This window comes from Desulfogranum mediterraneum DSM 13871 (assembly GCF_000429965.1).
GTDB lineage: Bacteria > Desulfobacterota > Desulfobulbia > Desulfobulbales > Desulfobulbaceae > Desulfogranum > Desulfogranum mediterraneum.
The window spans coordinates 27,347-43,165 of record NZ_KE387005.1; the positions used below are offsets into that span (position 1 = coordinate 27,347).

Here is a 15,819-nt window from a genome sequence, read left to right on the forward strand (position 1 = left end):
AGAGCCCTCTTGGTCGGAACCCTCTTGGCAGTACGCTTTGACGTAGGGTCTCATGGCCACCTTGAACAATGAGATTCTTCAAGGTACCCTCATATTTCGCCGGGATGGAGTGACAGGCGGAGCTGCAGCGGCTCACCTCACAACTGGATTCCCGCCTCCGCGGGAATGACGACGCTAGCGACACCTGGCCCCTCACGGCAACACCCGATATATCAGCATTGAGCCGGAGCGGCTGGACAAGCACAGCCAGCCCCTTTCCCCTGGCAAGGGAGATCGGTGCAGGGTGGCCCCTGGCTGCAGAGGAAATTAGTTCTTGAAATCCTCGAAGATCTGCTATTATCAATACATGGATAAAGCTTACGGCAGTGAGCCTGCAGTTTCAAGAGGGTCTGCCTTTTGGCTCGACCGACCCATGACCGGGTAACAGCTTCCCGGTCAAACCCTGAAATACTGATCCCGCAGAAAAGAGGAGGAACCATGTCCAAGACCATCGATAATCTCAAGGCCGCCTTTGCCGGAGAGTCCCAGGCCAGAAACATGTATACCTTTTTTGCCAAGGTGGCCCGCCAGGAAGGCTATCACTACATCGCAGAACTATTCGAAGAGACCGCAGCCAATGAACAGCGTCATGCCAACGATCACTTCAAGCTGCTCAACGGCCTGGGCGACACGGCCGCCAACCTGGAAGAGGCCATCAGCGGCGAACATTATGAGACCACGGACATGTACCCCACCTTTGCCAGAGAGGCGGAGGAAGAGGGCAACATGGAGGCAGCCATCCTCTTCAGACAGATCGCCAAGATCGAACAGCACCATCGTGACCGCTACAAGCGCTGCCTGGAGATGGTAAAAAACGGTACCGTCTTCAAGCGCGATCAAGCCATCCGCTGGAAATGTTCCCAGTGCGGGTTCACCCATGAAGGCACAGAGCCGCCCCCCAAGTGTCCGGCCTGTAAACATCCCAGAGAGTACTACCAGCCCGCGAATATGGACCTTTAGTAGAGGTTCAGCACGCAGCGAGGGGCGAAGCCGGCCTTACCAGCGGCAGCCTCGCCTTCTCCTACCCAGGAGGTGAATCATGGCTGTATATATCTGCACGGTTTGCGACACCGAATACGACGAAGACAAGGAAGGTATCCCCTGGAACGAGCTGCCCCCGGATTGGGTCTGCCCGGTCTGTGAATCGGACAAATCCTTTTGGCGCAGGGTCGGGGCAGAGCCGGACACCTCCCAGGCAGGGGCGGAAACGAGCAAAGAGGAAGGACTCTCCCATGACCCCCGGAAGAGCGAAGACAGCCATGAGTCCTACCTGGCTGATATCATCGCCATGGCCGAGACCGGGCAATCCATCATCGAGCCAATGCAGACCAGGGCTACCCTGATCGGCTGGGACGATATCCTCATCCAGGGCGCCCAACTCTCGCGCCTGCCCCTCAACCACCAGGATCCGGTCTCCACCACCACGGTGATCGGCCCCAAGGCTGCCCGCCCCCTGGTCATCGCCACCCCGATCCTAATCAGCCACATGTCCTTTGGCGCCCTCTCCCGTGAGGCAAAGATCGCCCTTGCCCGGGGCAGCAGCGCGGCCCAGACCGCCATGGGCTCGGGTGAGGGCGGGATCCTCCAGGAGGCCCGCGACAGTGCCCATCGCTATATCTTTGAGTATGTGCCCAACCGCTACAGCGTAAACGAAGAAAACCTGCGCAGCGTGGATGCCATCGAGATCAAGTTCGGTCAATCGGCCAAACCGGGCCTGGGCGGCCATCTTCCCGCCAGCAAGGTCACCAGGGAGATTGCCGAGCTCCGGGGCTTTGCCCAGGGGAGCGATATCATCAGCCCGGCCCATTTTGCCGATATCCGGACCCGGGAAGAGTTGAAAGAGAAGGTGGACTGGCTCCGGGAGGCCTCGGAGGGACGCCCCATCGGCATCAAGATTGCCGCCGGTCATATCGAGGCAGATCTCGACTTTGCCCTCCATGCCGGTCCTGACTTCATCACCATGGACGGCAGATCCGGCGGCACCGGGGCCTCGCCCAAGTATGTGAAGGGCTCGGTGGGCATCCCCACCCCCTTTGCCATCTATCGCGCCAGAAGACACCTCAATGCCAGGAAGGCCTATCAGGTATCCCTGATCTGCACCGGCGGTTTGCGGATCTCCTCGGATTTTGCCAAGGCACTGGCCCTGGGGGCCGATGGGGTAGCCATCAGCACCAGCGCCCTGATTGCCATCGGCTGCAGGCAGTATCGCGTCTGCAACACGGGCAGGTGCCCGGTGGGTATAGCCACCCATGATCCCGAACTGCGGGCACGGCTCGATATCGACCAGGCAGCGCGGAGGCTCCACAACTTCCTCAAGGTCTCGACTGCCGAGCTGGAAGATTTTTCCCGCCTGACCGGCAAAGCCGATATCCATGAGCTCTCGATCACGGATCTGCGCACCACCAACTCCGAGCTCTCCGCCCATACCGCGATCAGCCATGTCTGAGCATCAACCCAGGGTACCCCCAAGGACGGTACAAGCTGCCGTGGAGGACAAGGGATTTGACAAGATTGATCCCCATATGCTGTACTGACAGTATAGGGGTACTAGTGTAAGGGTGCTATCCGATTAGGGTGCTTGAAAACCCGTCTTAATGGCTTGCCTGCCATCTGCAGCGGGATGCAAGAGAGCGTATCCCTGAGTCGGTGTGGCCGGCCGGAGCGGATCCCGGGCAACAAAGGGGCCTCAAGCTGCCCGCAAGATGGTGTCGGTGCAGAGGGCAAGCCAATGCGCTTTCCCACATTTCATCTTTTTTCAGCGAGGAGGGGACCGTGAGAGAAAATGAAATTTTTACCATGGCAGATGAACTGGGACCGGCAAAGATCATCTATGTTCAGGAACCATCCATAGGGCTGAAAGGGATCCTGGTCGTGGATAACGTTGCCACAGGCCCCTCCATCGGCGGCCTGAGAATGGCGGAGGATGTCAGCACGGAAGAGTGTATCCGTCTGGCCCGGGCCATGACCCTGAAAAATGCGGCAGCCGGCCTCTCCCATGGCGGCGGCAAATCGGTCCTCTTTGCTGACCCCAAGAGCCAGCCGGAGAAAAAAGAGACCCTCATCCGAGGCTTTGCCCATGCCCTCAGGAGGGAATCCGACTATATCTTCGGACCGGACATGGGGACCAACGAAGAGTGTATGGCCTGGGTCAAGGACGAGATCGGACGGGCGGTTGGCCTGCCCAGTGAGATCGGCGGTATCCCTCTGGACACCATCGGCGCCACCGGCTGGGGACTGTTCCACGCCGTTAAGGTCGCCCTCTCCTACTGCGACTTCGAGTTGGATGGGGCCCGTCTGGTGATCCAGGGCTTTGGCGCGGTGGGCAAACATGCGGCCCGCTTTCTGACCGAGCAGGGCGCGGTGCTGGTGGGCACCTCGGACAGCAGGGGTTCACTCTACGACCCGGATGGCCTGGAGGTGGAGGCCCTGATCGAGCTCAAGGCAGCCGGCAAGAGTGTGATCCATGCCCCCCGGGGCCGCAAGGGGGATGCCGACGCAACCATTGACATGGAGTGCGACATCTGGATTCCGGCTGCCCGCCCAGACGTCCTCCATGAGGGGAATATCCACCGCTTGAGGACAAAACTGCTTGCCCAGGGGGCGAACATCCCCATGACCTATGGGGCGGAACAGTACCTTCATCAGCAGGCAGTGCTGGTGCTGCCTGATTTCATTGCCAATGCAGGCGGGGTGATCTGCGCGGCCATGGAGTACCAAAAGGCATCCCAAAGTGTTGCCATGCAGACCATTGAGGAGAAGATCCGTAAAAATACCGAGGAGGTGCTTGCCATGGCAGACAGCAATGGCCTGCTTCCCAGGGAGGCTGCACTCCAACTCTCCCGAAAGAGGATCAGGAAGGCCATGTCCCTGAAACGGTGGAACATCTTCTAGAGCTCCACAGCTACCGGGCTGCCGACCGGGGAAACGGCAAGGAACAGAACCCAGCCAGCAACAGTCACCTGCGAGGGCCGACCATGCACGATACCTTGAGCTACTATCGAACCAACGGCGATATCCCCCTGCTCCGGCAGACCATCCCGGCCCACTTCTCGGCCGTTGCCCGCAAGTGGCCCGAAAATGAGGCAGTGGTCTCCCTTCCCCAGTCAAGACGCCTCAGCTATGCAGCCCTGGCCGAGGCCGTGGACCAGCTTGCCCGGGGTCTGCTCGGCATCGGCTTTGCCAAGGGTGACCGTATCGGCATCTGGTCCACCAACAACATCGAGTGGTTGCTGCTCCAGCTGGCCACGGCCAGAATCGGAGCCATCCTGGTCACCATCAACCCCGCCTATCGTCCCCAGGAGCTGGCCTATGCCCTTAAGCGTTCCGAGCTTCAGGCGCTCTTTATCATCCCCTCCTTTAAGAAGAGCAACTATGTGGAGATGCTGGCGGAGCTGATCCCGGAGATTCGCCGACAGCAGGGAGTGGAGATCGACCACCCAGACTTCCCCTTTCTCCGCCGGATCGTCCTCTACGAGCCCCAGGACCCGGAACAGAGCGAACGAACCTACCCCGGCTTCACCCTCTGGCAGGAGGTACTGGCCGCGGCAGAACAGGTTGGCGGAGAAGAGCTTGAGCGCATCGCTGCCAGCCTCTCTGACCGGGAGGCGATCAACATCCAGTACACCTCCGGAACCACCGGTTTTCCCAAGGCCGTACTCCTCTCCCACCACAACATCCTCAACAACGCCTACTTCTCTGCCCTTGCCATGGGGTTCTCCTCCCAGGACCGCCTCTGCGTGGCAGTGCCCTTTTACCACTGCTTTGGCATGGTCCTGGCGAACCTCCTCTGTCTCTCGGTGGGCGCGACCATCGTCATCGCCTGTGAGCATTTCAATGCCCTGGAGGTACTGGAGGCGGTCTCGACGGAACGGTGCACAGCCCTCCATGGGGTGCCAACCATGTTCATTGCCGAGTTGGAACATCCCCGTTTTGGAGAGTTTGAGCTGGGCAGCCTGCGAACCGGAATCATGGCAGGGGCCCCCTGCCCGCCTGCCCTGATGAAGCGGGTGATGACTGAGATGCACTGCCCCCAGATCCTGATCGGCTACGGCGAGACCGAGGCCTCACCGATCACCCACCTGACCCTGCCCGATGACAGTGAAGATCACCGGATCCATACCGTCGGTCGCAACCTCCCCCACCAGGAGGTGCAGGTTGTCGACCTCGACTCCGCCGAGCCGCTGCCGCTGGATACCATCGGCGAGATCTGTTTTCGCGGCTACCACATCATGCTGGGCTACTATAACGATCCAGAGGCCACGGCCAGGGCCGTCGATGCCCAGGGCTGGCTCCACTCCGGGGACCTGGGTACCATGGACGAGCAGGGCTATGTCCGGATCACCGGTCGCCTCAAGGAGATGATCATCCGCGGCGGGGAAAACATCTATCCCCGGGAGATCGAAGATTTCATCTTCACCCACCCCAAGGTCGCCTCGGTTGCCGTCTTTGGGGTACCCGACGACCTCTATGGCGAGGAGATCATGGCCTGGATCCAACTCCACACCAACCAGACCCTGGAGGAAGAGGATATCCGCCAGTACTGTCGGGAGCGGATCGCCCACTTCAAGATTCCCCGCTACATCTGGTTTGTGGAGGAGTTTCCCATGACCGTCACCGGAAAACTGCAAAAATTTCGGATGCGGGAACTGGCCATGGAAAAACTGGGGGCCTCGGGATAGGCGCATCCCTTTTGCCGCCCCCTGCCCCCTTCCAGGCTGATCCATTCCAGGCTGATCCCTGCAGCAGGGGGGAGAGCGTCCTCCAGGGGCAGAGAAAAAGATCTGGGCCGGCAAGCCCTCCAGGCCTGGTCGCGGTCAATGGCCCGGGCCAGCCCCCTCTCCCCTTTGCCATGCCTTTGCTCCCTGCTCCCGCAGCAACGGCTGCCTCCACGCTTTGCGCAGACCCGTCCGAAGCGGATATCTCCCCTCCCCAGGAGTAAACCTGGAGCTCGCTTAATCGTTGACGCCGATCTAATATACTAGTATTTCTCCAAACCGTACTCCCGGAACCAACACGACTACAACAGAAAACAACAAGGAGAAGACATGACCACCGTAGAGATGAAGACCACCATCAACGCTTCCGCCGCCGCTCTCTGGCAGACGGTGAGCGACTTCAAGGAACTGGGCAAATATGTGGAGGCCGTGGCCGCCACCACCATCGAGGGTGCCGGGGTGGGCGCCAGGCGCAATCTCACCCTCCAGGACGGCTCAATCCTGGTCGAACAACTGGAATCCCTGGACAACGGGGCCATGACCCTGGAATACTCCATTGTCAGCGGCCCTTTGCCGGTGGACAACTATCTGAGCAAGATGGAGGTCAGGGAGATCGATCCCTCCAGCTCTGAGCTCTGCTGGTCATCTGCATTTACGCCCAAAGGGGTCTCGGAGGCAGAGGCCCGGGAAGTGATGGAGAGCATCTATGTCATGGGCTTTGAAGGCCTGAACAGGCTCTTTGCCTGAACGCCCTGCCGGTGCCGGGGCATGGTGAGCGAGGAGCGCAGCTCGCCTCACCTGCCCTGGCGGATAAAGGCGCAAGCGACCGATCCTGAGCCGCCAACTCGAGCCCTGACCCCGCTTAACGCAACCTGGCAGAGCTGGCAATCAGCTCCCGGTTGTAGGCCTGAAGATCTTCAAGAAACAGGGAGCACTCTTTGCTTCGTTGGGCCAGCTCCTCTGCCGAGCCCAGGCCCAGGGCCTGGAGAAAGCCCCCTGTCTGTGCCAGGTAGTTCACTTTTTCCTCGGCGTTTCCGTCCTGTTGGATCACACCGTTGGAGATCATGAAAAAGAGGGCGATCCAAAAAATCGCCTCCCGGTGTCCCCCCTCTTCTATCATCTCCAGGCTGCCCTCAACCAGATAGGGACGAATACAGGGGTCAAGCTTCCACTCATAGGGGACCGGGGACTTCTTGATCTCCAGGGCACGATCAAAGGCGCCGGCAGCCTCCTCCACAAAGAGGCGGGCTGCTGCTGCATCCAGCCTGGCTGAGCCGAACATCTGGAGATAGCGTTCATAGAGGGCCTCCTGACCATCTGCAAGGAGCATTGGTTTCAGGTTCAAGAGCCCCCGGCGGTGGGTGGGCGGTTCCAGATGGGCCAGGGTTGTCATGGCCGTACAGTGCATGATGAAGTTACCCAGATAAAAGACAAACTCCAGGGCATTGGCAGCCCCTGTCATCTTCTCCAGATTTTCTTTGGCATCCTTCTCTGCCTGTTCCACCCGCAGGCGGACAAAGCTTCTCTTGTTGTAGTCAAGGGCCACCTCCCGGTGCAGTTTTTCCAGTTTGCCCGTGGGATCCACCAGGACACTGTCCACCTCAAGATTACAGGCCATACCCGGTTCTGCTAATATTTTTTTGGCGCCGTCATAGCGGCCCGCTCCGGAGAGGATACACTCCAGGATATACCCCTGATGGGAGACCTCTCTGATCTCCTGGTAGTCGATCCCTTCGAGGACAATGGCAATATCCACATCCCGGTAGAGCGGAAAGAGTGCTTCACCAGGGGTATGGTTTATGGAGCCGACAAGATGGGCCCCCACAAATCCCTTGGTGCCGAGATAGTTCTTCTCGACCCACTCCCGGGCCAGCCCTACAACCTCGTTGACGGTTCGTTCCGGATAGACCTCTCTGTTCACATCTGCCATCAAATACGTCCTCGTTTAGTAGCAATCATTGGGGGGCCAGCTCAACTCATCATTCAGGATATAGACCACAATCCAGCTGACCAGCTCTCGGTCATTATCGATAAAGGGATTGTGGCCGGTATAATCCATGCTGTGCAGGCGGTGAACAATCCCATTTTTCTGCAGATAGTTCTGGATAAGGCCACAATCCACGGTCAGGTCCTGGCGACCGCAGATCAGATCAAATGTCGCACAGTTCAAGCTCGACAGGTCAAGCTTTGACTGTAGTTTCAGAATATTAAACACACCCCTGGTGGGGGCCACCGGGTAGAGGTAGTACTTCTGGGCAGCCTGGTCATCGAGCACGTCCAGGGTCCTGGCCCTGTTTCTGCGCTTGACCATGGGCACCAGGGGAAGCGCCCACTGCAGCAGGTAGGCCCAGAAGACACTCCTGGAGAGATAACTGTGCACCCTCTGGGTGGAGGCAGGAAAGATGGCCGGGGCAGCAAGCACCAGGTGATGCACCGGACGAATCTGGGCAAGGTAGCAGGCGAGGATGCCTCCAAGGGAGTGGCCGATGACCGAGATATGTTCATACTGGGTGGCCAGGACATCATAGAGTTCCGTGACCTGACGGATCCACTCATCCTCGGTCAGGGTAAAGAGCAGACTGAACCGATTGATCCCAAAACCATAGATCAGGGGTGCCTGGTAATCGATACTATTCTGATCCAGCTCCTCGATCAACTGGTCAAAGATCATGGGAGAAGAGACAAAGCCGTGCAAGAGGATCACCACATGTGCTCGCTTCTTCTGGAAGGAGCGGCTCATCGGCTTACACTTGGCAATGGTATGGGTGCCCTGATCGGTGTCCTGGTGGCCGATCACCTTCCTGATGAAGTAATAACCGACAATCATGGAGACAAAACGAAGGGTGATCAACAGACTGACCAAAACAACGACCGCAAAGATGACATCCTGGATCAGCTCATCCATGATATCATCGTGGTCCAGGGCAAAAAACCAGGCCAGGAGGAGTAGGGTCAGCAGGAGGAGCGCGGTCTTCGCCATCCGCAGCAGGGCCCTCTGTTTCGGGGCTGTCTCCCGGGTGGCGCAGACCTTATCCGGCTCAGCCATGCTCGCATACTCCTTCCCGGGAAGAGGCCGAGGCCGCATCATAGGGTTTTCTCTTATAGATAAAGGCGTAGAGGGCCAGGCCGCCCACCATTCCGCCCAGGAGCAGGAAGAGGAGGAAAAATCCCGTGAAACTGATCCCCTGGTCCAGTTCAGTGCCGCTGGCCCAGGTCCCCACCAGGTCTGCTGCCACACTGGCACCAATGGCGCTCCCTGCCATCATCACCACTGACTGCAAACTGGATATACTGGCCCAGGACTGGCGTGAGACCCCCCGCATGCTGCTGAAGAGAAAGGCGCCGCTGAAACAGACCGAACCTGTACCGATAAAGATCTGGGCAAGGACGACCAGGGCGATGGCTGCGCCTGTATCTGCCTGCGCTGCAGATCCGGAGGGCAGGAGGGTATAACAGATGCAGCCTAAAAAGATGAGGACCAACCCGATCCTGAGCAGCATCATGGGGCCGATCCGGTCGATCCATCTGCCGGCCAGGGGCCCGCAGATACCGGTGGCCACCGCCCCACTGCAGAGCACCACGCTGGCCCGAAAAGGACTCAGGGCCAGGCAGGTCTGGAGGTAAAAGGGAACGATGAAGTTGAGGGCGCCGATACTGAAACGAACCACCAGGGTGTTCAGAAAGTTGTAGGGCAAGGGGTAGGTCTTGATAATATGGAGATTGAGAAACGAATCTCCTGCCCTAAACTCATGGCGTAGCCACAGGGGTACCAGCAGCAGCGAGGCCGCGATGATCAGCAGACTCTCCAGGTCCGGTGAGGTCAGCAGCTCAAGCAGGTGGGTGACTGCATAGACGATCAGCCCCAGGCCGGCAACGGTGAGCAGGCAGCCCTTGGCGTCGAAGGCGATCCGTTCCTGCTCAATCCCCAGGGTTCGGCTACGCAGAGCGCGCCAACTCAGCAGGAGCATGGGGATCGCTGCCAGGAGATTGACAAAGAATACCGACTGCCAGCCCAGGGTCTCGATCAGCAGCCCGCCGGCAGCCAGCCCGGAGACGATCCCCAGGGCAAAGGTGGAGCCGCTCACACCCAGGGCCATGCCGTGTTGGGACCCGGGAAAACTGCCCAGGACCACCACCCGGTTAAGGGACAGGAGAAAGGCGGCCCCAAAACCGGAGACCATCCTGAGCAGCAACAGCACCTCCAGGCTCCGGGCAAAACCACAGGAAACCGTGGCAATGGAAAAGAAGAGCTGACCGAGGCGGTATACCCTGACCGTCCCGTATCTTCTGCCCAGGTAGGCGGTGACCGGCAGGCAGAGGGCAACCGTGGCACTGTAGAGGACCGCCACCCATTTGACCCGGGTAAGGGGGGCATCAAAGACGTCCTGGATCACGGGCAGGGCCAGGTTGACCACACTGATCTCAAAGGTGCACATGAAGATGGCCAGCTGGACCGCAATCAGTATCTTCCACTTGTCCGGGTAGGATGTCTCGTTCATAGGATCCAATAGTTCAACTCAGGTACAGGGAAGGGTTGGCAGCAGAGTTCGGCTCCAGCTCGCCATCAGTGGAGCCCGCTCTCATGCTCCCCCCTCAAGCTTCTTGGTGAGGGTGAGGATATTCTCGCCCTGTTCCCGTCGATAGCACATTCCATCGCTATGCTCTCTGATCAGATGCAACCCCACCCCGCCGGGTTCACGCTCTTCCAGGGGGGCGTCGAGATCGGGGAACGGTTGGCTGGTGGGGTCAAAGGCAACGCCCCTGTCCCTGATTTCAAAACAGAGCTCCCGGCCATCCAGCCAAAACTTCAGGCCAATGGTGTGGCTCCTGCTCGATCCCGGATAGCCATATTTGATGACATTGACCAGCCACTCCTCCAGCACCAGGTTCAACTCCCCGCTCAGTTCAGCGGAAAAGAGGTAGTCAGCGGCCAGGGTCTCCAGCCAGGCGGTTACCTGCTTCAACTCCAAGACCTGGTTGCTGATCTGCAGGGTGCTGGGGGTACCGGCTGCCCGGATCGGCAGCGGCCCGGGCTGAAAGGAAAAGCAAAGCATGGTGATATCATCGGCCTGTTCTGCCCCCAGGCTAAAGGCGGCAACATCCTCCAGCACCTGGCTGACAAGCGCTGCTGCCCGCTGCTCAGTCGAGCGGGCAGAGACGGCGGCCAGGCGCTCTTCACCATAGAGCTGGAACTCCGAATCCATGGCCTCGGTAACCCCGTCGCTGTAGAAGAGCAGCTTGCAGCCCGGAGTGAGGGCCAGCTCCTGATTGCGGTACTCGATATCTTCCATGGCTCCCAGGGGGGGAAAGGCCTCGGCCTCCAGGGGCACCGCTTCCCCGGCCAGCAACTTCAGGGGGGGAGGATGACCGGCATTGGCAAAGAGGAAGACATTGGTCCTAAAATTAAAGATCCCGCAGAATACGGTGATAAACATGGCGCTCTCATTGCCTTGAACCAGCTCGTTGTTGACATGGTAGAGCACCTCTGCCGGATCAGGATTCTGCTGGATGGAAAACTTCAACAGGGTCTTGCCCACGGCCATGAATAAAGAGGCAGGCACCCCCTTGCCGGAGACATCGCCGATACAGACGTAGAGGTGATCCTGATCCAGGAGTTGAAAGTCGTAGAGATCTCCACCCACCTCCCTGGCCGGATGCTGGGTCGCATAGATATCCAGGCCCGCACGCTCCGGCAGGGAGAAGGAGCGAGGCAGCATCCCCTGCTGAATGGTAGCGGCGATGGCCAGCTCCCTGTCGATCTTTTCCCTTTCAGCCGTTGTCCTGGCCAGCTCGGCGATATATTTCTGCAAGCGCACTCGCATCTGCCTGAAATCTTCCACCAGCTCTCCTATCTCGTCCTGGCGGGAAACCGCTGGCAGGGGGGTGTTGAAATCTCCTGCTGCCAGGCCGGCGGTGGCCCGGCATAAGCCCTGGAGAGGGCGAATAATGGACCTGGCAATGAAAAAGGAAGGGATCAGGAGCAGGACGACCCCCAGGCCGGCTGCCAGGCTGAGTTGCTGCTGCAGCAGCTCTACCGGTTCAAGGCTCTGCGACTCCGGGATCACAAAACCAAGCGACCATTTGGTTGAAGGAACGTGGTTACTGTAGAGCCAGGCCTTGCCCTCTCCACTCAGGCGGCGGAACTGGAGTACGCCGCCGGAGGTATTGACAATGGTCTTGATCAGGCTCGTCAGGGTATGGCGTTGCTGCAGGTTGCCGGCATCTTCCAACAGCTCCTGGAGTGTCTGCTGATCATCACCCTGGATACCGTCCCGTCCATGGGGATAGACGATCAGCTTGCCGGCAGAGGAGACCAGAAAGGGCCAGCCCTCACTGCCAAGGTCGAGCCCGGCAATCATCTCCTCAACCCGGCTCAGGAGGAGATCACAGATGACCACGGCCTCCACCCCACCTGCCAGGTTGAGGACCGGTATCGCATAGGTGACCATATGGTTGCCGGTATCCTGGTCGCGATAACCCATGGTCCAGAGATCGCTCTTGTGCTCACTGGCATGGACAAACCAGTGACTCTGATAGTCCTGCTCCGGATCGCTGCGATCCTGGACCTGAATCCCCCGGGGACTCCTGAAGGCAAAGAGGATCTTGAACTCCGGTTGTTCTATGCTGTTGCCGGGGACCAGGGCAACACCGGTGGCATAGATGGCAGGATTATCCTCAAGCAGACTCCGCAGACGCCTGGCAACGACCTCGCGACTGCGGAAGGTGGAGGAGGTGAAGTAGGTGAGTTTATCGAGGGATCGTTCGGCTTCAAAAAAGAAACGATCGATCTGTTGGGCAACCGACTGGGCAAGGACCTCATAGCGCTGTCGCTGTAACTGGAGCACCATGCTGCTCCCCGTCAGATTGACGAACAGGACCACAGAGGAGAGGACCACCCCGGTCCCGAAGAGGATCAGCAGCGCCAGGCGGAGCAGCAGGGAACGTCGGGGTCGGGCCATCACCTTACCTTCCTGCTCCTGTGGTTGCACAAGCGGCCATCTTAAGGGGTTGGCTCAGCCGAGGTTTCAATATCCATTATTTTGTCAAGACCGGCTGATTGAAAGATATGCAAAACAGGCGGTCGCATCCTGGACAACAGACAGCTGCCGCTCTTTTTCTTCAGCTGCTTGACGACCAGCAACATCACCCGCAAGCCAGCGCTCGAGATGTAGACGGTTTCTGAAAAATCACAGACCAGTTGATCGACCTGCTCACCCTCCACGATCTCAAGCAACTCCTGCTCAACCGTGGCTGCACTGTTGACGTCAAAACGTTCCGGTAGATTGTATCTTCTCATATGCCTTCGTAATCCGGTGATTGCCCCTCCAAGGGTGCTCAGCGTTCCGCCCCGGGCGAGGGCCAGCCTCCCCTGAAGGACATCCTCACTCCTCAAGCCACTCTCCCAAACAAAGAAAGTTATCCTCAAGAGTAGCAAACTCTACCACGGGCAACAAGCAGCAAAACCACCCTGTAGAAATGACAACCTAAAATTGACCACCTCCAGAGCGGCTGAAACAGGGCGACCTTACTCTTCAACAAAGGTAAGTCCACCTTGAAGATTTTTTTCAAGGTGGACTAAAGTGATTGCTTGCCGCTCATCTCCTCGATGGTTATTTTCCACACCCGCAGCGCGTGCAGGGGGAGCTCGGCAAAGTCCCAGCTCTGGTCCGAGTAGTGGGCCATAATCTCCGCCAGACCATCAACCTTCGCTTCCCTGGAGTGAAGTTCTTCAACCCTGCCGAAACCGATCACCGACTGAAAACGAAACGACCATCCACATGGCGTCTGCTCATCAGGGGCGAGTTCAACCCCGTATTCAAACTCAAAACAGACCCGGTTGTTGGCGGCAAGATACGCTCCCTTCATCCCGGCCTGGGCAGCGGTGTGAAAGAAGATCGCCTGGCCATCATAACCAAAGGAAACAGGGACGATATAGGGCCACTGCCCCTTGGCCATGCCGATGCGGCACACCCGGCACTTTTCAATCAGACGGGAAATCTGCTGGATATCCTTAATTTCCTTGTCCTTACGTCTCATCAGCTCCTCCATTTCTATCGTCCAGGATGCCCACTGTTGGGCCCTCGCTGCCTGTCATTGCCACCGTCTTTGCTGTCATTGCCGCCGTCATTGCCGTCATGGCCTCATCCTAGTCCTGAACCGGCTCCAGGTAAAGGGAGAGTCTGGCTCTCAACTCCTCTCATCTCCTGTGATTGCGGAGAAGACAACAGAGCTGCTGCCCTTTGTTCCGGTGATCAGCGGAAAGGGGCTGGAGCGGGAGGGATCAGGGGTTCCGTGCTCGAGAGAGGCCCTGCCCTTGAAGATCCTGGCCAGGAAGGCGCAGCAAAAAAAAACGCACCCACTCCCAAGGGGAGCAGGTGCGTCGAAGATGGGTGCCGCTACAGAGAGCAGATAGCCTGACCCTGGCAGGCGCGGTTGGACACCTGCCCCTGTTTCCCGTTTCAGGGTAGGGCAGGAAAAACCGGAAGAACGGGGGCGGGCCTAGACCGAGCCTCCGACCTCCCTTGGCTGGTATACCGGTTCAGCAGCATCATCCTGGACCAGGTCCTGATAGGCGGACTCGGTCGATTCCTTGCCCAGGATCAGGTAATCCAGTTCAGCTCCAGGCAGGCTGTTATACCTCTTTGCCTGGGAAAGATAGAACAGGGTACCCAGAGCCACCCAGATGCCGCAGGCATACCAGGATTCCTCGGCCATGAAGCCGGGGCTGCCGGGTACACAGAGCAGCATCAGCACGCCAAAGGAGATCAGGCCGCCCATCAGGGCTGTGGTGCTCTTGATGGGAATTTCCACATGCGCTCCATCAGGCTTCTTGGTCTCCTTGTAGGCACCCAGGCAGGTATACATATAGCCAAAGGCGGTACCCAGGGCGGCCATGTCCACCACCCAGATGATCACGTTTCGCCCGAACCAGGGGGCCAACAGCGCCAGGGTGGCCGTGAACAAGACCGCATTTTTGGGAACACCGGTTTTCTCGTCCACCCCGATAAACCACTCAGGCAGCACCTTGGCCCGCCCCATGCTGAACAGCAGGCGGCTGGTGGCCATGTAAAAGCCGTTGATACCGGTACAGATTCCCATGGAGATAGCCACCACCAGAAAGATAAGCCCGGTCTTGCCCACTGCAGCCTGCATGGCAAAGCCGGTGGCCCAGACATGGTTGCCTGCGATCAGTTCCTGCCAGGGAAAGACCACGCCTGTGGCCAGGAGAACCAGGATATACATCAGGCCGCCCACCAGGATGGAGATCATGATCAGCCTGTTGGCCTTGGCAGGGGGAAAGTCATACTCCTCGGCTGCCTGGGGAATGGTATCAAAACCAACAAAGAGAAAGGGAGCGATGGCCAGGATGGCGACCACACCGGCAAGGGGTGAGACGTCCGGGCTGAAGCCGGGCAAGAGGTTGGTGAAATGGGAGATATCGGCCACGCCTGCACCGCCTGCGATCAAGAACACCGCCGCTACCAGCAGCCCGACCATGTAGACCTGGACATTGGCAACCCCCTTGGAGCCGCGATAGTTCAGGTAACCGAAGATCGCGATGGCCGAAGAGGCCAGTCCCACCTCCCCTGCATAAATTTTAGAGCCGGCCAAGCTATAGAGATAGCCCTTGGTAAAGAGATCAGGGGCAATGAATTTAGCGAGCAGGGAGAGTGCCGTTGCATTCAAGGGCACAATGGAGAGATACCCCAGGGTGAGAAACCAGCCGCAGATATAGGCATGATAGCGGCCAAAACCGTTATAGGCGTAGGCAAACTCCCCGCCGGAGACCGGCACCTTTTCAACCATATAGCCGTAGCTTTTGGCAATGACCAACATGGCTAGTCCGCCCAGACCAATCCCCAGGGTAGCGCCCAGCGGCCCGCCCTGCTGCATCATGGTACCGGGCAGAATAAAACTCCCCCAACCGATTATGGAGCCAATAGCCAGTGCCAACACACCGGCCGGACTCAGTGATTTTTCAAGGACTACCCGTTCTTGCTGACTCATCGTACACGTTCCTCTCTGACAGGTTCACTTCAAATATCAAATCCGGAAAGACAATCTT

General features: G+C 58.6%; 12 protein-coding genes. 5 read left to right on the forward strand and 7 right to left on the reverse strand.

Translation table 11 applies throughout. From position 1 onward, the window contains the following. Positions 1–477: 477 nt before the first annotated feature. From rbr to G494_RS24140, 5 genes are all read left to right on the forward strand, one after another. Positions 478–999: a rubrerythrin gene (gene rbr, locus G494_RS0116760; RefSeq protein ID WP_028585433.1), complete on the forward strand. Its 522-nt coding sequence runs from the start codon at positions 478–480 to the stop codon at positions 997–999. 79 nt (positions 1,000–1,078) lie between these two features. Beyond that, complete coding sequence (locus tag G494_RS0116765) at positions 1,079–2,485, forward strand: glutamate synthase-related protein (protein ID WP_028585434.1); 1,407 nt, start codon at positions 1,079–1,081, stop codon at positions 2,483–2,485. Between the two features lie 350 nt (positions 2,486–2,835). After that, entirely contained in the window at positions 2,836–3,930 is a 1,095-nt protein-coding gene (locus tag G494_RS0116770; RefSeq protein ID WP_208597709.1) for a Glu/Leu/Phe/Val family dehydrogenase, read from the forward strand. Next, complete coding sequence (locus tag G494_RS0116775; protein ID WP_232362589.1) at positions 3,915–5,717, forward strand: AMP-binding protein; 1,803 nt, start codon at positions 3,915–3,917, stop codon at positions 5,715–5,717. The genes G494_RS0116770 and G494_RS0116775 overlap by 16 nt, the downstream gene beginning before the upstream one ends. 366 nt (positions 5,718–6,083) lie before the next feature. Beyond that, on the forward strand, positions 6,084–6,500 hold the full coding sequence (locus G494_RS24140; RefSeq protein ID WP_051305810.1) for an SRPBCC family protein: 417 nt from the start codon (positions 6,084–6,086) through the stop codon (positions 6,498–6,500). 115 nt (positions 6,501–6,615) lie between these two features. Here the strand turns inward: G494_RS24140 and G494_RS0116785 are convergent, their stop codons facing one another. The 7 genes from G494_RS0116785 to G494_RS0116820 form a co-directional block, all read right to left on the reverse strand. Further along, the gene (locus G494_RS0116785) at positions 6,616–7,683 is read right to left on the reverse strand and encodes a hypothetical protein (protein ID WP_028585437.1); all 1,068 of its coding nucleotides are present in this window, start codon (positions 7,681–7,683) and stop codon (positions 6,616–6,618) included. A gap of 15 nt (positions 7,684–7,698) precedes the next feature. Continuing rightward, the gene (locus G494_RS0116790) at positions 7,699–8,799 is read right to left on the reverse strand and encodes an alpha/beta hydrolase (RefSeq protein WP_028585438.1); all 1,101 of its coding nucleotides are present in this window, start codon (positions 8,797–8,799) and stop codon (positions 7,699–7,701) included. Then, positions 8,792–10,252 (reverse strand): MFS transporter, encoded by a 1,461-nt coding sequence (locus tag G494_RS0116795; protein ID WP_028585439.1) that lies wholly within the window; start codon positions 10,250–10,252, stop codon positions 8,792–8,794. Before G494_RS0116795 ends, G494_RS0116790 begins: the two co-directional genes overlap by 8 nt. Before the next feature lie 81 nt (positions 10,253–10,333). Then, positions 10,334–12,712, reverse strand: coding sequence for a SpoIIE family protein phosphatase (locus tag G494_RS25740; protein ID WP_051305811.1), 2,379 nt, complete (start codon positions 12,710–12,712; stop codon positions 10,334–10,336). Between the two features lie 41 nt (positions 12,713–12,753). Next, positions 12,754–13,050, reverse strand: coding sequence for an STAS domain-containing protein (locus G494_RS0116805; RefSeq protein ID WP_028585440.1), 297 nt, complete (start codon positions 13,048–13,050; stop codon positions 12,754–12,756). Between the two features lie 278 nt (positions 13,051–13,328). Then, positions 13,329–13,790 carry a pyridoxamine 5'-phosphate oxidase family protein gene (locus G494_RS0116810; protein ID WP_028585441.1) on the reverse strand — a complete coding sequence of 154 codons (462 nt, stop codon included), beginning with the start codon at positions 13,788–13,790 and terminating at the stop codon, positions 13,329–13,331. Between the two features lie 462 nt (positions 13,791–14,252). Beyond that, on the reverse strand, positions 14,253–15,761 hold the full coding sequence (locus tag G494_RS0116820) for an APC family permease (protein WP_028585443.1): 1,509 nt from the start codon (positions 15,759–15,761) through the stop codon (positions 14,253–14,255). Positions 15,762–15,819: the final 58 nt, after the last annotated feature.